The sequence below is a fragment of the Sphingomonas sp. AAP5 genome (assembly GCF_004354345.1).
Lineage (GTDB): Bacteria > Pseudomonadota > Alphaproteobacteria > Sphingomonadales > Sphingomonadaceae > Sphingomonas > Sphingomonas glacialis.
This window is the reverse complement of the sequence record NZ_CP037913.1, coordinates 3,549,823-3,568,425: the sequence shown is the minus strand read 5'-3', so window position 1 is coordinate 3,568,425 and position 18,603 is coordinate 3,549,823. Positions and strand designations below refer to the sequence as shown.

13 protein-coding genes are annotated in these 18,603 nt (G+C 66.5%); 3 read left to right on the top strand and 10 right to left on the bottom strand.

Annotation, left to right across the window (positions count from 1 at the left end; translation table 11 throughout):
- Nucleotides 1-23 precede the first annotated feature (23 nt).
- The gene (locus E2E30_RS16510; RefSeq protein ID WP_133191475.1) at nt 24-1,265 is read left to right on the top strand and encodes an MFS transporter; all 1,242 of its coding nucleotides are present in this window, start codon (nt 24-26) and stop codon (nt 1,263-1,265) included.
- A 148-nt stretch (nt 1,266-1,413) separates the two neighbouring features.
- On the opposite strand, the gene E2E30_RS16505 is transcribed toward E2E30_RS16510, so the two are convergent.
- Together E2E30_RS16505 and E2E30_RS16500 are read right to left on the bottom strand one after the other, a co-directional pair.
- The gene (locus tag E2E30_RS16505) at nt 1,414-3,786 is read right to left on the bottom strand and encodes a TonB-dependent receptor (RefSeq protein ID WP_206365597.1); all 2,373 of its coding nucleotides are present in this window, start codon (nt 3,784-3,786) and stop codon (nt 1,414-1,416) included.
- Between the two features lie 103 nt (nt 3,787-3,889).
- Complete coding sequence (locus E2E30_RS16500; RefSeq protein WP_133192155.1) at nt 3,890-4,966, bottom strand: Gfo/Idh/MocA family protein; 1,077 nt, start codon at nt 4,964-4,966, stop codon at nt 3,890-3,892.
- Between the two features lie 35 nt (nt 4,967-5,001).
- Between E2E30_RS16500 and E2E30_RS16495 the strand changes: the two genes are divergently transcribed.
- Nucleotides 5,002-5,910, top strand: coding sequence for an aldo/keto reductase (locus tag E2E30_RS16495; protein WP_133191473.1), 909 nt, complete (start codon nt 5,002-5,004; stop codon nt 5,908-5,910).
- Entirely contained in the window at nt 5,907-6,977 is a 1,071-nt protein-coding gene (locus tag E2E30_RS16490; RefSeq protein ID WP_133191472.1) for an LLM class flavin-dependent oxidoreductase, read from the top strand. Before E2E30_RS16495 ends, E2E30_RS16490 begins: the two co-directional genes overlap by 4 nt.
- 253 nt (nt 6,978-7,230) lie before the next feature.
- Here the strand turns inward: E2E30_RS16490 and E2E30_RS16485 are convergent, their stop codons facing one another.
- The 8 genes from E2E30_RS16485 to E2E30_RS16450 all read right to left on the bottom strand — a co-directional run bounded on the left by E2E30_RS16485 (nt 7,231) and on the right by E2E30_RS16450 (nt 18,524).
- Complete coding sequence (locus E2E30_RS16485) at nt 7,231-8,253, bottom strand: oxidoreductase (protein WP_133191471.1); 1,023 nt, start codon at nt 8,251-8,253, stop codon at nt 7,231-7,233.
- Nucleotides 8,254-8,402: 149 nt separating this feature from the next.
- Complete coding sequence (locus E2E30_RS16480; protein WP_133191470.1) at nt 8,403-11,348, bottom strand: TonB-dependent receptor; 2,946 nt, start codon at nt 11,346-11,348, stop codon at nt 8,403-8,405.
- Between the two features lie 218 nt (nt 11,349-11,566).
- On the bottom strand, nt 11,567-13,135 hold the full coding sequence (locus tag E2E30_RS16475; protein WP_133191469.1) for a carboxylesterase/lipase family protein: 1,569 nt from the start codon (nt 13,133-13,135) through the stop codon (nt 11,567-11,569).
- The gene (locus E2E30_RS16470; protein ID WP_133191468.1) at nt 13,122-14,126 is read right to left on the bottom strand and encodes a sugar kinase; all 1,005 of its coding nucleotides are present in this window, start codon (nt 14,124-14,126) and stop codon (nt 13,122-13,124) included. Before E2E30_RS16470 ends, E2E30_RS16475 begins: the two co-directional genes overlap by 14 nt.
- Nucleotides 14,127-14,242: 116 nt before the next feature.
- Complete coding sequence (gene kduD / locus E2E30_RS16465; protein WP_133191467.1) at nt 14,243-14,998, bottom strand: 2-dehydro-3-deoxy-D-gluconate 5-dehydrogenase KduD; 756 nt, start codon at nt 14,996-14,998, stop codon at nt 14,243-14,245.
- A gap of 118 nt (nt 14,999-15,116) precedes the next feature.
- Entirely contained in the window at nt 15,117-15,959 is an 843-nt protein-coding gene (gene kduI / locus E2E30_RS16460) for a 5-dehydro-4-deoxy-D-glucuronate isomerase (RefSeq protein ID WP_133191466.1), read from the bottom strand.
- Between the two features lie 17 nt (nt 15,960-15,976).
- The gene (uxaC, locus tag E2E30_RS16455) at nt 15,977-17,419 is read right to left on the bottom strand and encodes a glucuronate isomerase (RefSeq protein ID WP_133191465.1); all 1,443 of its coding nucleotides are present in this window, start codon (nt 17,417-17,419) and stop codon (nt 15,977-15,979) included.
- Between the two features lie 79 nt (nt 17,420-17,498).
- Nucleotides 17,499-18,524, bottom strand: a complete 1,026-nt coding sequence (locus E2E30_RS16450) for a LacI family DNA-binding transcriptional regulator (protein ID WP_133191464.1) — start codon at nt 18,522-18,524, stop codon at nt 17,499-17,501.
- Nucleotides 18,525-18,603: the final 79 nt, after the last annotated feature.

The following is an 18,603-nucleotide window of genomic DNA, read 5'->3' as shown; positions in this document are numbered from 1 at the left end:
GAAAAAGATGGGAGTGGATCGGAATGGCAATCAGGGGCGGCGCAGCGCGCTGGATCATCGTCGCGATGGTGTTCGTCGCGGTGATGCTCAATTATGTCGATCGACAGATCCTCGCGTTGCTCAAGCCAACGCTCGAGGCGCAGTTCCAATGGTCCGATCAGGACTATGCGAATATGGGCACCGCCTTCCAGATCGCGACGGCGTTCGCCTTTCTCGGCACCGGCTGGTTCCTCGACCGCGTCGGCCTGCGGCTCGGCTTCGCGCTCGGCGTGCTGATCTGGAGCCTCGCGGGCATGGCGCATGCCTTTGCGACCTCGGTCCCCGCCTTCTTCGCCGCGCGCATCGTGCTCGGCATCGCCGAATCGGTCGGCACGCCGGCTGCGGTCAAATCGGCGGCGACCTATTTCAACCACAAGGACCGCCAGATCGCGCTCGGCATCGGTAACACCGCGCCCAATATCGGCGCGATCATCACGCCGCTGTTCATCCCCGCGCTCGCGGTGGCGTTCGGCTGGCAGGCGGCGTTTCTGCTCGCGGGCGGGCTCGGCGTCGTCTGGGTGGTCGTGTGGTTCGGGGTCCGCATCAAGCCCGTCGCGCTCGACGCAGTCGCGCCGGCGCCAGTGCCGTGGCTCAGCGTTCTGCGCAGCCGCGAGACCGCCGCGATCGCGATCGCCAAGGTGCTGTCGGACCAAGTGTGGTTCTTCATGCTGCTGTGGCTGCCCGATCTGTTTCACCGGCTGTTCGGCCTCCCGCAGGGTACGCTCGGGCTGCCGGTGGCTTTGGTCTATGTGCTCGCGGCGTGCGGTGCGTTGACCGGCGGCTTCGTTCCGTCGCGGCTGATGGCGATGGGCTGGAGCGTCAACCGCGCGCGGAAAACCGCGATGCTGGGCTATGCCTTGCTCGTGCTGCCGGTGGTGTTCGTCCAGTCGGTGTCGAGCCCGTGGAGTGCAGCGCTGCTGCTTGGCCTCGTGCTGTTCGCGCATCAGGGCTTCTCGACCAACGTGTTCGGCGTGACGACCGACATCACCCCGGCGCGCTCGGTCGGCTCGCGGATCGGGATCGCGGCGTTCTGCGGCAATCTCTGCTCGATCGGGATGATCCAGTTCCAGGCCTATGCGCTCGCGCATGGCTGGGGCTACGCGCCGGCGCTGGCGATCTGTGCGGGATCGTATCTGGTGGCGCTGCTGGCGATCCACCTGCTGATCCCGGTGATCGTGCCGGTCGACGAGAGCGAGCGCGGCGACGGCTTGGTGGCCGCACACTAAATCCTCCCGCGCGACGCGGGGGAGGAGGAGGATGCGCATTTAGCGAATGGTGGAGGGAGCGCCACCGCATGCGCATCGCTTGCGGAGCGGCCCCCCCGTCAGCCTTCGGCTGCCCCCTCCCCCGCTGCGCGAGGGAGGATTTGACAGATCAGAACGTAACGCGCCCGGTCACACCATAGTAGCGATCGGCGTCGCGGGGGATCTGGTAGCGATACGCACCGCCCGGCCCACCATTGATGATCGACGCGGCAAAGCTCTGGTCGAACAGGTTCCGCACCTGGAAGGTCAGCTTGTAATGCTCGTCCTTGCTGACGAGCCCGGCCGACAGATTGACCAGGCCGTACGCCCCGATCGTGCCGAGCCGCCGCTGGACCGCATCGGCCGAGAACAGCCCAAGCTCGCTGCTCTGGTACGATCCCTGCGCGCCCAGCAGAATATCGGCGAACCCGCTGGTGCGCACGCGATAGTCGGCGCTGAGATTGCCCTTCCACTTCGGCGCGAAGCCAAGCGGCGTTCCGTTGGGTACCGCGGCGGCGCCCGGTGCCGGCACGCGGAAATTGTCGACATGCGCGTCGGTATAGGCAAGCCCGCCGGTCAGGCTGAGATCGCGGACCGGGCGGAAGGTCGTGTCGAGCTCGACCCCGCGCGTCGAGACGTCACCCGCATTGGTGAAGCGCGTGACGACCACACCCGCGACGAGATCGGGATTGTTCGCCTGGAAATTATGATATTTGGCGTAATAGGCGGCCAGATTGAGCGTCAGCTTGCCCCCGAAGAAGGTGTTCTTGAGCCCGATCTCGTACGAATCCGACGTCTCGGGCGCGATCACGTTGGTGCCGGTCGCAGTCAGGTTGAAGAAAACGTTGAACGCCGGCCCCTTATAGCCGCGGGCGTAGGTCGCATACGCGGTCGAACCGCGCGAAATGTCGAACTGGACGCCGGCCTTGCCCGACAGATTCTCGTTGGTCGCCTTGCCGCGGAACGGCACGCCGTTCGAGACACCGCCGCCAAGACCGTTATTGTACACGCCCGCGTCGAAATTGGTGTTGATGCCGGGGCCGTTGAGCGCCGTGCGGCGGATGTGGAACACGTCGAGCTGGTCGACCGTATAACGCAACCCACCGATCACGCGGAAGCGCGACGCGATGTTGATCGTCCCCTGCCCGAACAGCGCGAAATTCTTGAACACCGATCCGAAATCGGCGGTGCCGGTCGGGAAGGTCGAGGGTGCGGCGAGCGGGCTCGAGCACGGCGTCAGCACGGTCGGCGCGGGCGTGGCCAGCGAATTGCAGACCTGATCGTTGCGCGTGAAGATCCGCTCGCTTTCGGCGCGCGAATAATAGGCACCAAGCACATAGGTCAGGAACTGGTGCCCCGGCGAGGTCAGCCGCAATTCCTGGCTGAAGGTATTGCCGGTCTGCGGCCCGAAATCATGCAGCTGATTGAAGCCGATATAGGCGGCCGGCAGGAAATCGCCGTCGCGGATCTCGGTGTTCTTGTAGTCGCGATAGGCGGTGATCGAGGTGACGGTCTGCGTCCCCGCCTGAATATCGGCCTGGAGCGAGAAGCCGTAGCCCGTCTCGGTCGTGCGCGTGACGAGGTTCTGCGCGAGCTCGCGCGTGTTGGTACCGCGCGGCGTCGGCAGCACGCTGAACGCCGGGTTGGTCGTCGTGAACCCGGTCACGGTCGTGCCCGACACCACCGGGGTGCCGGTGGCGATCACCTCGCCGCAGCAATCGTCATTGTTCTTGTGATAATCGGCGATGAAGGCGAGCTTCACGTTCGGCCCGGCATCGGCATCGACCTGCAGCCGGCCGCCATAATGTTCGAAACCGTTGACCAGCTTGCCATTGGCGGTGTTGCGGATGTTGCCGTCGTAATTGGTGTAGAAGCCGGTCAGGCGCGAGCGCACACTCTCGCCGAGCGGCACGTTGAGCACCGCGCGGCCGCGATATTCGCTGTCGGTGAAGAACCCCGCCTCGACATAACCGCCGAAGGTGCTGGTCGGCTTCTTCGAGATGATGTTGATCACGCCGGCCGAGGCGTTCTTGCCGAACAGCGTGCCCTGCGGCCCGCGCAGCACTTCGAGCTGATCGATGTCGACCAGGTCGCCGAACGCCTCGCCCGCGCGCGCGAACACCACGCCGTCGACTACCGTCGAGATCGACGGCTCACCCGCGATCGAGAAGGTCGAGGTGCCGACGCCGCGCAGGAACAGCGACTGGTTGAGCGTCGTGCCCGATTTGAGGAAGTTGAGCGACGGCACGAGATATTGCGCGCCCTCGAGGCTGGTCTTGCCCTGCGCGGCGAGCGCGTCGCCCGATACGACCGTCACCGCGACGGGAACGTCCTGCAGGCGCTCGGACCGCTTCTGTGCGGTGACGATGATGTCACCGGGGGCGGCGTCTTCGGGGGCAGCCGGTTCGGCTTGCGGGGCGGGTTCGGGCGCAGTCTGCGCATAGGTCGGCGTGGCGGCGAGCAACGCGAGCGTGGCAGCGCCAGTCAGGTAAAGAGCTTTCATCATCATCCCCTTCGGTAAAATCCCATCTTGGCGATGGGTATTATCGTCTTGATCATTCTGACAGCGTGATCAGGCTTGCCAGCAGTAAAGTTCCGCTTCGCGCTCAGACTCCGAGCTCGGCCATTTCGACGACGCGATGTTCGCGCGCGCTGATCTCGGCGGCGGTGCCGATCGCGACCGCCATCATACCATCATGCGCGGTGACGTCGACTGGTCCCGCCCCGCGCACCGCGGCGTTGAAGCGCTGATGCTCGTAGAAGGTCGATCCGTGATGGCTGCCCGCGTTGAGCGCGGTCTCGTCGGTATGAACAACGCGGCGCGTCGCCTGCTTGGGATTGCGGAAGCCGACGCGCGGGGAATGGACCAGCGCGCCCTCGGGGATCAGCACGTCAAGCCGCGCATCGCTGCCGACCGCGGTGATCTCTTCCTGATTCTCCGCGCCATCGGCGAACATCGACAGGTCGAGCATCGCGCGTACGCCATTGGCGAAATCGACCGTCGTATAGCTGTTGTCGATGATGTCGGGCCGTTCGCCGCCATACGTCTCATCGAGATGGTTCACGTCCATCGCGCCCGAGCAATAGACACGCACCGCCTCGCTCTGCGTGATCAGCCGCATCAAGTCGAAGAAGTGGCAGCATTTCTCGACCATCGTCCCGCCGGTGTTGCGGTTGAAGCGGTTCCAATCGGCAACCTTGACGAGGAACGGGAAGCGATGCTCGCGGATCGACAGCATCTGCAGCCGCCCGATCTTGCCGCCATGGATGTCGGCGATGAACTCGGCCGCGGGCGGCATGTAGCGATATTCCATCGCGGTCCAGAAGACCTTGTCGGTGGCGCCCGCGCGATCGACGATCCAGCGGCAATCGTCGAGCGTCGTCGCGAGCGGCTTTTCGCACAGGATGTGAAGCCCCGCATCGAACAGCGGCTCGAGCACCGAACGGTGCGTGAAATTGGGGCTGGCGACGATCACCGCATCGCACAGTCCGCTGCTGGCGAGCGCCTCGACCGAATCGAACGCGGCCGCCTGCGCGGCCTTGTCGCCGAGCGCGTCCTTCGCCCAGCCGAGCGACCCTGCCGCGGGATCGGCAAGCGCGGTCACCACCGCACCCGGCGTGATGGCAAGGTTGGTGATGTGCTCGACGCCCATCATTCCAGTGCCGACCAGGCCATATCGCACTTGCTCTACCACGGGATTCGCCTCATATGACAACGATGTCTGAAATCACACTTACACCCGAAATGCGTCCGCTCGGCAAGAGCGGAATCATGGTCTCGCCGATTGCCTGGGGGATGTGGCGTTTCGCCGGCGTCACTCCGGCCGAGGGCAGCGCGCTGATCGAGGCGGCGTTTGCCGCTGGCGTCACGCTGTTCGACACCGCCGACATCTACGGCTTCAACGGCAGCGGCGGGTTCGGCGATGCCGAGTCGCTGCTCGGGCAGATCTTCAGCGCAACGCCTGGAATGCGCGACCGGATGGTGCTCGCGACCAAGGGCGGGATTACCCCGCCCGTGCCCTATGATTCGAGCCGCACCTATCTGATGCGCGCGCTCGAGACCTCGCTCAAGCGGCTGCAGGTCGAGCAGGTCGATCTGTACCAGATCCACCGCCCCGACATTCTCGCGCATCCGCAGGAAGTGGCGCGCACGCTCGAGGAAATGGTTTCCAGCGGCAAGGTCCGCGCGGTTGGCGTTTCGAACTACACGATCGCACAAACGCAGGCGCTCGCCGCGCTGCTGACGATCCCGCTCGCGACCGTCCAGCCCGAATTCTCGCCGCTCGAGCTCGAGCCGATCACCAACGGCCTGCTCGATCTTGCGATGGAGCGCGACATGGCCGTGCTCGCCTGGTCGCCGCTCGGCGGCGGGCGGCTTGGCGCACCCGAGGACGATCGGTCCAGGAATGTCGCAGCGGCGCTCGATGTCGTCGCCAACGCGGCAGGCGTGTCGCGTGCGGCTGCGACCTATGCCTGGATCATGGCGCATCCGGCGCGCGTGATCCCGATCGTCGGCACGCAGAATGTCGCGCGGATCGGCGAGATTGCCGACGTCTTCAAGGTCAAGTTCACCCGCCAGACGTGGTACGACGTGCTCGTCGCCGCGCGCGGGGAGAAGCTGCCATGAGCGCGCTCCCGCCCTGCGAGATCAGCTGGTTCTCGGCGCTGTGCGATGACGATTACGAGTTCCTCGGCGTCCCCGATGCCAAGCTCAAATCGAGCTGGGAGCATTGCCGCGACATCGTGCTCCAGGCCGAAAGCGGCGGGTTCGACAATATCCTGCTCCCCTCGGGCTATCAGCTCGGCATCGACACGACCGCCTTCGCCGCGGCGATCGCACCGATGCTCACGCGCATGGCGCTGCTGATGGCGGTGCGGATCGGCGAGACCTGGCCGCCACAGCTCGCGCGCCAGATCGCGACGATCGACCGGCTGCTTGGCGGGCGGCTCACCGTCAACATCATCTCGTCGGACATGCCCGGCGAAACGCTCGGCTCGGCGCCGCGTTATGCGCGCACGGTCGAGGCGATGCAGATCCTCAAGACGCTGCTCAACGGCGAGCCGCTCGACCATGACGGCGAGTTCTGGAAATTGAAGATCGATCCGCCACGCATCGGCACCGTTTCGGGCAAGGCACCGCTGCTATACTTCGGCGGACTATCGCCCGACGCGCGCGAAGCAGCGGCCAAGGGCTGCGACGTGTTCTTGATGTGGCCCGACAAGCAGGAAGTCGTCGCCGGCATCATCGCCGACATGACCGCACGCGCCGCCGCGCACGGCCGGACACTCAAGTTCGGCTATCGCGCGCATGTCATCGTGCGCGATAGCGAAGCCGAGGCGCGCACCGCGGCGGACCGCTTGCTGTCGAAGCTCGACGCCGCCGAAGGCGCGGCGATCCGAGCGAAGTCGCTCGATTCGACCTCGGCTGGCGTCGCGGCGCAGGCCGCTTTGCGCGAGGGCGCGTCGGACGACGGCTATGCCGAGGCCAATCTGTGGACGGGCGTCGGGCGCGCGCGCTCGGGCTGTGGGGCTGCGATCGTCGGCGATCCCGACCAGGTGCTCGCCAAGCTCAACGCCTATCGCGAGATGGGGATCGAGGCGTTCATCCTCTCGGGCTATCCGCATGCGGCCGAGGCCGATCTGTTCGCGCGGCATGTCCTGCCCAATATCGAGCACGCGCCCCTCGCGCGATAAGCCGGTCGGTAGCCGGCTCGCTCGGGTCCATGAGCCGGTCGTCCCCAAGAAATAATATGTGCCGCCGTCGGGGATCGCTCCTCCCCGCCCGCTTGCGGGAGGGGGTAGGGGGTGGGCGCGCGCTATGCAGGGACCGTTCGCTTGACGCGGCAGGACCCTCCACGACCCAGCCGCGAGGGCGATAGCGCGCGCCCACCCCCAGCCCCTCCCGCAGGCGGGAGGGGAGCGCGAAGGGTTCGATCGAACGTCCAGACTAAGCGGTAGCAAGCCTCCGCCCGCGCGCCGCACTCTCGCGCGCAAGCGAAATCAAACGCATGACGCTCAGCGCTTCCTCCGCCGGGACCGGCGCCGCCGCGCCCATGGTGATCGCCGCCAAGACCCCTGCATAATAGCCCCGCCAATCGCCCCGTTCGCTCGGCATCGCGCGCGCGACGCCCTCGGCATCGGTCAGCGTGCCATAGGCCTCGGGCGCATCTTCGCCAAAGCCCGCCGTCGTCGGCGGCAGCCCCGCGCGCAGCACGGCTTCCTGCGGGTCGATGCCATGTTTGACGAAGCTCCCGCCCGTCCCGTGCAGCGCGAAGCGCGGCCGCGCTGCCGCGAGCAAGGTTGCCGCCGAGACGATCACCCGGCGCGCGCCATAGTGCAGCGTGAGTTCGAAATAATCCTCGGTCGTCGCCGCCGCACGCTGTGTGGCGAGATCTGCGGTCAGCGCCTCGGGCATGCCGAACAGCTGCAGCGCCTGGTCGAGCAGATGCGGGCCGAGATCGTTGAGCAGCCCCGCCCCCGCGGTTTCGCGCCAGCCGGGCTTGATCGCCGGGCGAAAGCGGTCCCAGCGCAATTCGGCGAGCGCGATGTCGCCGAGCGTCCCGGCATCGACCAGCGCTCGCGCGGTCAGGAAGTCGGCATCCCAGCGGCGATTGTGGAATGCCGACAGCATCAGCCCCTTCGCCTCGGCGAGCGCGATCAGCGCCGCGCCATCGGCGGGATCGGTGACGAACGGCTTGTCGATCACGACCGGCTTGCCCGCTTCGAGCGCCGCCTTGGCGAGCGGGGCATGGAGATGGTCGGGCGTGGCGATCACCACCAGGCCGATATCGGGATCGGCGAACAGCGCCTCGGCATCGCCCACCGCCTTCGCCTGCGGCCAGTCACGCGCCACCGCCGCGGCACGCGAGGTCACCACGCCCGCCAGTCGCAGCCCCGGCACCGCGCGGATCAGCGGCGCATGGAAGGAGGCTCCGGCGAGCCCGTACCCGATCAGTCCGACATCAATCATCATACTCTCCTAGCCGAGCCGCCGCGCCCGTGCCCAGACCGGAAACGGTCCGACAAACTCGCGACCGTCGAGCCGCGGCGTGCGCCCGAAACAAAAACGGACGATGCCGAACCCGGCACCGTCCGCGAGGGGAGGAAACGCGCTCTAGGTCAGAGCTTCATGCGCGCGCCGAAAATGATCGTGCGGCCGAAATGGTTGTTCTCGTAATTCCGGTTCGCATCGAGATCGGTATAGCGATCGCGATAGGTATCGGTGAGGTTGGTGCCCTCGATCGACAGCTCGAGCCATTTGGTGAAGCGATAGCGCACCGACGCATCGATATTGGTCGTGGCGTTATAGCCTTCGAACACGTTGCCGGTGCCGCTGTTCTGGTCGACATACGGCCCGCGATAGCTGATCGAGCCGCGCGCGCTGAACTTGCTGTCCTCATAATAGAGCGTGCCGTTAAACGCCTTTTTCGACAGCCCGAACAGCGTCGAGGTCCGCTGCACCGCGGCCGGCGCGACGAGCCGGCAAGTGAACTGCGTCGCGCACACCAGCGTCGATGGCCCGACCACGCCGTAGCTCGCCGTGCTGTCGATGAAGGTCGCGTTGGCGATCCCACCGAAATTCTTGAGGAAGCCCGGCAGGAATTTGAACGGCGCCTGCACCGACAGCTCGATCCCCTTGAGCGATGCCCCGGTCCCGTTGATCGTGTTCGAGACGGTGTAGAGCTGGGTCGGATCGTTCCGAATGTAGCCAGCCGAGCTCGGCAGCAGCACGTCGCGCGTCAGCCCCGCCTCGGCGAGCGTCTGCGTGACGCTGTTCGACACCGGGAAACTGTCGATCGATTTCTTGAACACCGCGACCGATGCGATCGACTGCGGCGCGAAATACCATTCGATCGCAAGATCATAGGCAGTCGCGCGGAACGGATCGAGGAACGGGTTGCCGTTGGTGATCCGGAAGTTGTTGCCATCGGCCGAGCCGCCCGGCGTTAGATTGCCGAGCGTGGGACGCGTCATCACCTTGGCGACCGCGCCGCGCACGATGATGTTCTCGGTCGGATACAGCGCCACGTTAAGCGATGGCAGCCAGTCGTCATAATCGCGCTTCACCGTCAGCGTCGCGCTGTTGATGATGCCGGTCGAGACCTGATTGGTCTTTGCATAGCGCACGCCTGCGTTGAAGGCGTAGCGCAGGCCGAAAAGCTCGCCCTTGGTGTCGAACTCGAGATAGGCGCCCTTGACCTCTTCCGAGACGCTGCGCGTGTTGCCCGGATCGACGACCGGGGTTCGGCTGTAGAGGTTGGTGTAGGCCGCCGCCGCAGGGATGTTGGCGATCGCAAATTGCGTGGTCGTACCCGCCGGCTGCCCGGCCGAACCGAGGCTTACGATATCGGCCAATGCCGAGGTCACCGGGAAGCCGTACACCGACCCCGGCGCGATCGCGCTCGTCGGCGAGCAGTTCAGCGTGCCGAGTACGAGATCCTTGCCGCCATTGCCGCACACCACCGTGTCGCGCGTGAAGCCGGCGGTATCGAAGCTGAACTTGCGATAGACGCCGCCCGCCTTGATCTGGAAACCCTCGGCGACGTCCCACTCGCCGCGCAGCTGCGCGGTGCGGAATTTGTTGACCGTATCGGACGGGCGATCGCGGATTTCGGAGAGCTGGTAGCTGGTCGGATCGGCGACATTGCCGCCGAAGGTCAGCTTCGGGCTCCTCATGTTGGTATAGTCGTACTGATACCCCTGCGCCGCCTTGTTATCGAACAGGATGGTGGTCTCGACCGGAATGCTTGCATCCGACTTCGACACGCCGCCGAGCAGCGTGAAGCGGAGTTTGTCGGTGACATCCTGGTCCCAGGTGCCGCCGATCTGGTAGAATTCGGTGCTCGACTTGCGCAGATAATGTTCGTTGCGGTTGTAGGCGTCGTTGAGCGTCGAGGAGATCAGATTGTTGTTCGCGTCATAGACCGGATTGACCAAGTCGATCGACCGCTCGTTGCTCCGCAAAAGCACCTCGACCCATTGCTCCTCGCGCGTTTCCTTGAACTTCGAATAGAGCCCGTCGATCGAGATCTTGGTCTTCTCGGTCGGCGCGAACTGGACGCTCCCAGTAAGCCCGAGCCGTTCGCGGTTGTGCTTGATCACCCCGTAGCGCGGGATGCGCGGGTGGAACGCCAGCGACGCCTTGTCGCACGCCGCGCTCGAACGATAGACGCCGCCGCTGTTCGCCGCGGGCGTGGTGAAGACCTGCGCCGCCCCCGTACCGCTCGTATTGTAATAGCACGGCGTGCCGTTGACCGAGTCGAACTGCGCCTGCGCCCAGCGCGTCGTGTTGTTGCCGAGCTCAAGCGTATCGAGCTTCGAATAGGCGCCCGAAACCGATGCGCCGAAGGTGCCGGCATCGTTGCGCCACGACAGCAGGCCAGCGACCCGTGGGCCGGTCGTCTTCGACAGCGTATTGTACGATCCCTGCACCGACAGCGCGCCGGTGAATCCGGCCTTCTTGCCGCCGAGCGGGTTGCCGGTGTTGAGATCGACCACCGCGCCGAGCGAGCCTTCGTCGAGCGAAGCCTCGGCGGTCTTGTGGACGACGAGCGAGCTGAACAGCTCCGAGGCGAAGACGTTGAAATCAAACGCGCGGTCACGGTTGGCGCTGGCGCCATCGGTTGAAGTGGCGACTGTCTCCATCCCGTTGACGCGGACGCGGGTGAATTGCGCGCCGAGGCCGCGCACGGTGATCGCGCGGCCTTCGCCCGCGTCGCGCTGGATCGAGATGCCGGGGATGCGCTGGAGCGACTCGGCGAGGTTCTGATCGGGGAATTTGGCGATGTCTTCGGCGACGATCGAATCGACCGCGGCGACCGAATTCTTCTTCACGTTGAGCGCCGCCTGGAGCGACTGGCGGAAGCCGGTGACGACGATGTCCTGCCCGGTCGCATCGGCGGCCGTGTCGACAGCCTGGCTTTCGACCGGGGGCGCGCCAACCGGCTGCGCGGGCGAACCCGGCGCGGCTTGCGCCAGCGCGGCGGCGGGGAGCAGCAAGGCGGTGACGATCGCGCCGACCGAGACACCGTGCTGCAGCTTCAGGCCCTTGGAAAGCGTGCTCATTTCTCATCCCCCCTAACCGCCATGCGTCGTCGCGCGGCGGTGATTGACACCGGTTGCTGGGCCGGCTCCGCGGTGGAGCGTCGGATCAGCGAACAGGAGAGGAAAATGCGCGCCTGTGCGGCGCATGGCACCTCTCCTGCCCGACGGTCGCTCTGCGGCGATCTCGTCCTGACGCTTAAATGTCGCCTTTGGTAACCGGTGTCAACGGCGTTTTTGAGTCAGCTGCCCGGCTGGATATAGGGCACGCGCGCAAACAGTTCGCGCTGCCAGCGGCGGGGGTCGTCGGCGCGCTGCGACACGCCGTCGATCATCATCGTCGCGCGCTGCGTCAGGTCGTAGCGCGGCCAGGCCGGCAAGCCGGCATGGTTGGGATCGCCGCTCTTGGCGAGTGCGACGAAACTGTCCTGCAGCGCCTGCGATGCAGCGCGCGCGTCGGCGCCCGTGCCCGTCTGCGACCCGCGTGCACCGAGCGTCCCGAACACCAGCGGAATGTCCATCGTATGGAAGGCACCGCGCCGCGGATCGGTGCGTGACCCGAAATTGACTTGATAGACCCAGGCCGGCGCTCCGGCACGCGCGCGCGCCTCGGCCTCGATCACTTGTCCGCGCCAGCTCCGCCCCGCCGTGGTCGCGCCGTAGAACACGTCGACCGGCGACCAATCGGGGAAATGCGCGCGATATTCGGACACGACCCATTCGGGGAGCACGTCGATCCGCAATTCGGGTGCCATCCGTGCGGCGATATTGTCCCAGCTGAGGCCCTTCAATTTGGGACCGTCGATCGCGATGAAGCCGCGCGTCTCGTCGCGGACGTTGCCGAGGATCAGCGGAATGCCGAGCCCCTGCGGATTGGCGTCGGGCCAGAACGGGTGGCGCACCAGCCATTTCATGTCGAGCACCGGCCCGAAATAGACCCCGCCGCCGAGGATCGGATCGGTCGCGTCGAGCGCGGCGACGAGCCGTTCGGGCGGCATGGCGAGCAATGGCGCGAGGTTGCGCTCGTCGACGCCGAGCTTGGCGAGATAGGCGCGTGTACGCGCCGTCGCGTTGAGCGGGCCCGAGGCGGTGACTTGCTGGCCGCTCATCGTCGCGGCACGCTGGAACAGGCCGCGTGCGGCGGGCATCCCCATCATTGTGGCGATCTTCGCGCCGCCACCCGATTGGCCGAACACCATCACGCGGTTCGGATCGCCGCCGAATGCCGCGATATTATCGCGTACCCATTTGAGCGCGAGGATCAGGTCGAGCTGCCCGGCATTGCCGCTGTCGGCAAAGCGCGGACCGAGCCGCGCAAGATAGAGATAGCCGAGCGCATTGAGCCGGTGGTTGACCGTGACGACGACGACATCGCCGCGCGCCGCGAGCGCTGCGCCGTCGTTGAGCGGATCGGTGACGCTGCCGTTCGAATAGGCCCCGCCATGGATGTAGAGCAGCACCGGCTTCGCGCGCGCCGCGCCCGGGCCGGTCCAGATGTTGAGGAACAGGCAATCCTCGGATTGCGCGCCATAGCCGGTCCCGCTCTGCGGCGCGACCGGGCCGAACTGATCGGCGCGGTGGACGTCGCTGCCGTAGCGGAACGGCGTCGGCGCGCAAAAGCGCTCGGCGCGGCCGTAGCGGATGCCGCGATACGCAACCGCAGTGCCATCCCGGACGCCCTCGAAGCGGCCAGCCTGACACGCAATGCGCGTCGCGGCTGGTCCCGCCGCGCGCAACCCGCTCGCCCCGAGCGCCAGCGTCGCCGCGCCGCTGCCGAGCAGCGCGCGGCGCGTCAGCTCAGCGGCGGACATCGAGCCCGCCCGCCAGATACGCGTCGATATCGGACTGGCGGAACAAGGATGCGTCGCCCGGCAGCGAATGCTTCAGCGCGGCCAGCGCGAGGCCGGTCTTTGCCGCCTCGCCAATGTCGCCACCACGCCGCAAGGCGTGGAGCACGCCGGCGGCAAACGCATCGCCGCCACCGATCCGGTCGACGATCCCGGCGAGCACGACTTCCTCGGTCTGCGCATGCCCCGCGCGCGTATCGATCCGCGCCGAGAGGCGGTGGAGGTCGACGTGTTCGACGTGGCGCGCGGTCGAGGCGATCGTCTGGAGCTTGGGGAAGGCCGCGAACGCCGCGTCGACGGCTTCGCGTCGGCGATCCTCGCCATCGCTGCCGAAATCGCGATCGAGCAGCAGCGCGATGTCGCGGTGGTTGCCGAACATGAGGTCGGCATGCGCGACCAATTGCGTGAGGATACCGCGCGGGTCGCTGTCCCAGCGCTCCCACAATTTGCCGCGCCAATTGCCGTCGAACGAGATCGCGATGCCCTTGGTCGCCGCCGCTTCCGCCGCGGCGATCGCGCTGGCGGCAGGGACGGGTCCGAGCGCGGGGGTGATGCCCGACAGATGCAGCCGATCGACACCGTCGAGCAGCGCATCCCAGTCCCACGCTTCGGTCGGGGTTTCGGCAAAGGAGGAATAGGCGCGGTCGTAGATCACTTCGGTCGCGCGCAGGCCCGCGCCCGAGGTGACGAAATACAATCCCATCCGCTCGCCGCGCAGCAGGATGCCCTCGGTGTCGACCCCCGACCCGCGCAGGCTGGTCAGCGCGGCGCGACCGAGATCGTTGTCGGGCACCGCACTCGCGACCGCGACGTCGTGGCCGAGCCGGGCGAGTGCGCTCGCGACATTGGCCTCGGCGCCCGCGATCCACACGTCGAGCTTGGGGGTCTGCATCAACAGCTCGCGCCCCGGCGGCGACAGACGCAGCATGAGTTCGCCGAAAGCCAGAAACGTCATGTCACCCAATCCCCAACCGTCAACCCGGCCTCGTGCCGGGGTCCACTCCTAAACTCGACCCCACGCGTGCGGCACGGTGGACCCCGGGACAAGCCCGGGGTGACAGTCGCGGCTCTTTACCGTGCGAGCCAGCCGCCATCGACCGCAAGGATATGCCCTTGCACATAGGCCGCCGCCGCGCTGCACAGAAACACCGCCGCGCCGCCGAGATCGCTCGCATCGCCCCATTTGCCCGCCGGAATGCGCTCGAGGATCGAGCGATTGCGGCTTTCGTCGGCCTGCAGTGCCGCGGTGTTGTTGGTCGCGATATAGCCCGGCGCGATCGCGTTGACGTTGATCCCCTTGCTCGCCCATTCGTTGGCGAGCAGCTTGGTGAGGCCGCCGATCCCGCTCTTGGACGCAGTGTAGCTCGGCACGCGAATGCCGCCCTGGAAGGTCAGCATCGAGGCGATGTTGACGATCTTGCCGCCGCCATTGGCGATCATGTGGCGCCCGGCCGCCTGGCACAGGAAGAACACCGACTTGAGGTTGGTGTCGATCACCGCGTCCCAATCTTCCTCGGTGAAATCGACCGCATCGGCGCGGCGAATGATGCCGGCATTGTTGATGAGAATGTCGAGCCCGCCAAGCTTTTCCACGGTTTCGTCCACGACTCTTTGCACAGGCGCGATCGTCGAGAGATCGGCCGAGACGATTTCGGCGCGGCGGCCGAGCGCGCGGATCTGCTGGGCCGTCTCCTCGGCGGGGGTGCGGCCGACACAGGCGACGTCGGCGCCGGCAGCAGCAAGCGCGACGGCGATCGCCTGGCCGATGCCGGTGTTGGCGCCGGTGACGATGGCGACCTTGTCGGTGAGATCGAAGGGATTGGTCATTGTTCTTCTCCTCCCCTCCCGCGTGCGGGAGGGGCTAGGGGAGGGAATGGAGAGGGCGCGCTCCTTTGCGACTGCCCTCCCCCCGCCCCTCCCGCAAGCGGGAGGGGAGCAGGCTGCGCTACGCCAGCTGGCAGATATCCAGCACGTTCATGTCGGTATAATCCTGGTTCTCGCCCGCCATCGCCCAGATGAAAGCGTACGCCTTGGTGCCCGACCCCATATGAATCGACCACGGCGGCGAGATCACCGCCTCCTCGTTCGCCATCACGATGTGGCGCGTCGCTTCGCCCTCGCCCATGTAGTGGAACACGCGATCCTTCTCGAGATCGTCGAGCTCGAAGTAGAAATAGATTTCGCTGCGGCGCTCGTGGATGTGCGGCGGCATCGTGTTCCACACCGAGCCCGGCTTGAGCACGGTGAGGCCCATCACCAGCTGCGCGCTGTCGCAGATGCCGGGAATGACCATCTGGAAGATCGTCCGCTCGTTCGATTCGGCGAGGGTACCGCGCTCGAGCGCGGTCGCGTCCTTGGTCGAGATCAGCTTGGTCGTGAACGCCTTGTGCGCCGGGCACGACGCCAGATAGAAGCGCGCGCCTTCGCCCGAGAATTGCACGTCCTTCGCGCCCATCGTCACGTACAGGCAGTCCTTGTTGCCGAGCGTGAACGCCTCGCCATCGACGGTGACGGTGCCTTGCGCCGCGCCGACATTGACCACGGCCAGTTCGCGCCGCTCGAGGAAGGGATGCCCTGCCGCCGAGGCCGGCTCAGTCTGGTCGGGCAGCTTGACCGCGCCGCCCGCCACCGCGACGCCGCCGATCACGAAGCGCTCGGCATGCGTGTAGTTGAGCACGCATTCGCCCGCGCGGAACAGGTCCTGGATCAAGTAGCGATCGCGCAATTCGTCATTCGAGACGCATTCCATCATGTCGGGATGCGTGGCGTAATAGGTACGGTCGAACATGGGGAGGCTCTCCGGGGTCAGGCCGCTTTGGCGGCGGCTTCGGGTTGGTCGATACGGTAGGCGCGGCGGACGAGGCCGCTGGTCAGCTCGTGCGCGAGCTCGACGGCTTCCCAATCCTCGAGCCGGTGCTCGGCGACGAGCTGCGCGAGGAAGCCGCAATCGATCCGCCGCGCGACATCGTGCCGCGCGGGAATCGACAGGAAGGCGCGCGTGTCGTCGTTGAAGCCGACGGTGTTGTAGAAACCTGCGGTCTCGGTGGTCATCTCGCGGAAGCGCCGCATCCCCTCGGGGCTGTCATGGAACCACCACGACGGCCCGAGCTTGAGGCACGGATAATGCCCGGCGAGCGGCGCCAATTCTCGCGCGTAGACGCTTTCGTCGAGCGTGAAGAGGATGATCGACAGCGCGGTCGAGGTGCCGAAGCGATCGAGCAGCGGTTTCAGCGCATTGACGTAATCGGTGCGCATCGGAATGTCGGCGCCCTTGTCGCGGCCGTGGCTCGCGAACAGGCCGGCATTGTGGTTGCGGAAACTCCCCGGGTGGAGCTGCATCACCATCCCGTCCTCGACCGACATCGCCGCCATCTCGGTCAGCATCTGCGCGCGGAACAGCTCGGCATCGGCCGGGGTCCAGCTGCCGCCGACGATCTTCGCGAACAGCGCCTCGGCCTCGTGCGCCGACAGGTTGGCGGTGGCGGCGGTCGGATGGCCGTGGTCGGTCGCGGTTGCGCCCGCCGCGCGGAAATCGGCGCGGCGCTTGCGGTGCGCGGCGAGATAGCCGGTCCAGCTATGGACGTCCTCGCCGGTCAGTTCGGCAAAGCGCGTCATCGCGCGGCCGAACTGCTCGTGCTCGACGTCGATCACGCCATCGGGGCGATACGTCGTGACGACACGGCCCTGCCAGCCCGACGCGCGGATGCGGTGATGCGCGCCGAGATCGTCCTGCGGGCCTTCGGTCGTCGCGAGGAAATCGATCTTGAAGCGATCGAACAGCGCACGCGGCCGGAACGCCGGGCTGGCGAGCTTTTCGGCGATCGTGTCGTAATACAGATCTGCGGTGGTCGCATCGAGCGCGACGTCGAAGCCGAACACCTCGGCAAAGACATGGTCGAGCCAGAGGCGCGACGGCGTGCCGCGGAAGAGGTGGACGTTCTGCGCGAACAGCCGCCACGCTTCGCGCGGATCGGTCGCGGGGACGCCCGCGCGGCTCGGGATCGCGAGCGCGTCGAGGTCGACGCCCTGGCTGTAGAGCATGCGGAAGATGTAGTGATCGGGCGCTAGCAGCAGCGCGGTCGCATCGCTCCACGCCGCGTCGTCGGCGAACCAGCCGGCATCGGTGTGGCCGTGCGGGCTGACGATCGGCAGGTCGGCGATTTCGGCATACAGCGTGCGCGCGATCGCGCGCGTCGCGGGGTCGCTCGGGAAGAGGCGATCGGGGTTCAGGTCGAGTGGTCGTGTCATCATCATCTCCCTCCCCGCTTGTCTTTGCGGGCTTGGTAACCGGTGTCAGGGTGCGTCGCAAGATCGCGCCGCAAATTCGCTAATGGCTCGGCGCCGCCACCGACGCGCGGCGGATCAGCGTCGACAGGAAGAGCGACGGCTCCTCGACGATATCCTCGCCGTCGAGCCCTGCGGTGAGTTTCAGCGCGGCGGAGCGCGCCATCGAGGCGATCGGCCAGCGTACCGTCGTCAGCGGCGGCCAGACATGCGCGGCAACGGGCGTATCGTCGAACCCGACGATCGACAGATCCTTCGGGATATCGAGCCCGCGTTGCCGCGCGGCGTGCATCACGCCCGCCGCCATCTCGTCGTTGCACGCGAAGATCGCGGTCGGGCGTGGCATCAGGTCGAGCAGCCGCTCGGCCGCGGTCAGCCCCGATTCGAAGGTGTAATTGCCGTCGGCGATCATGCTGCGCGGCAAGGCGATCCCGGCATCGGCCAGCGCTTGCTCGAAGCCCAATCGCCGCTCGCGCGCCGAGCGGAAGCCGTGCGGCCCGGCGATCAGCCCGATCCGGCGATGCCCCTGCGCAATCAGATATTCGGTCGCGCCGCGTACCGCCTCGCAATCGTTCGATGCGACCATGTGATCGTCATCGTCGAGCCGCGCCGAGCCCATGCGGACATAGCGACAGCCGATCTCGGCGCACAGCTTGGCGATCGTGTCATTCTCGCTGATCGGCGGGAGCAGGACGAGCCCGAACAGCCGCTGGCGTTCGAGGAAATGGCGCAGATCGACCAGCATCGTCGCCGATCCGCGATCGACCGGGCGGACCACCAGCTCGAATTCGGTGCCGTGCAGCGCTTCGAGAATGCCCTGCTGGACGTTCATCACCATCTGCGCGTTGGGATTGTCGTGGACGAGCCCGATCAGGAAATTGCGCCGCAGTGCCAGAGCGCGCGCCTGCGGATTGGGGATGTAGGCGAGCTCGGCGATGACATCTTCGACACGGCGGCGCGTATCGTCGTTGAGCAGCGGCGAGCGGTTGATCACCCGGCTGACGGTCTTCTTCGAAACGCCCGCGATCCGCGCGACATCGTTGATCGTCGTTTGTCCGCTGCTCTTCATCGGCCATGACATAATCGCCCCGGGGCGGGCTTGGCTAGTGGCCTGACCAAAACACGGGCAAGCCTTGCCAAGCGCGCGC

Bases quoted from the DNA above. Each gene is read 5' to 3' on its own strand.
- E2E30_RS16510 (WP_133191475.1), top strand. From the start codon at position 24: ATGGCAATCAGGGGCGGCGCAGCGCGCTGGATCATCGTCGCGATGGTG.
- E2E30_RS16505 (WP_206365597.1), bottom strand. From the start codon at position 3,786: ATGAAAGCTCTTTACCTGACTGGCGCTGCCACGCTCGCGTTGCTCGCC.
- E2E30_RS16495 (WP_133191473.1), top strand. From the start codon at position 5,002: ATGTCTGAAATCACACTTACACCCGAAATGCGTCCGCTCGGCAAGAGC.
- E2E30_RS16490 (WP_133191472.1), top strand. From the start codon at position 5,907: ATGAGCGCGCTCCCGCCCTGCGAGATCAGCTGGTTCTCGGCGCTGTGC.
- E2E30_RS16485 (WP_133191471.1), bottom strand. From the start codon at position 8,253: ATGATTGATGTCGGACTGATCGGGTACGGGCTCGCCGGAGCCTCCTTC.
- E2E30_RS16480 (WP_133191470.1), bottom strand. From the start codon at position 11,348: ATGAGCACGCTTTCCAAGGGCCTGAAGCTGCAGCACGGTGTCTCGGTC.
- E2E30_RS16475 (WP_133191469.1), bottom strand. From the start codon at position 13,135: ATGTCCGCCGCTGAGCTGACGCGCCGCGCGCTGCTCGGCAGCGGCGCG.
- E2E30_RS16470 (WP_133191468.1), bottom strand. From the start codon at position 14,126: ATGACGTTTCTGGCTTTCGGCGAACTCATGCTGCGTCTGTCGCCGCCG.
- kduD (WP_133191467.1), bottom strand. From the start codon at position 14,998: ATGACCAATCCCTTCGATCTCACCGACAAGGTCGCCATCGTCACCGGC.
- kduI (WP_133191466.1), bottom strand. From the start codon at position 15,959: ATGTTCGACCGTACCTATTACGCCACGCATCCCGACATGATGGAATGC.
- uxaC (WP_133191465.1), bottom strand. From the start codon at position 17,419: ATGACACGACCACTCGACCTGAACCCCGATCGCCTCTTCCCGAGCGAC.
- E2E30_RS16450 (WP_133191464.1), bottom strand. From the start codon at position 18,524: ATGAAGAGCAGCGGACAAACGACGATCAACGATGTCGCGCGGATCGCG.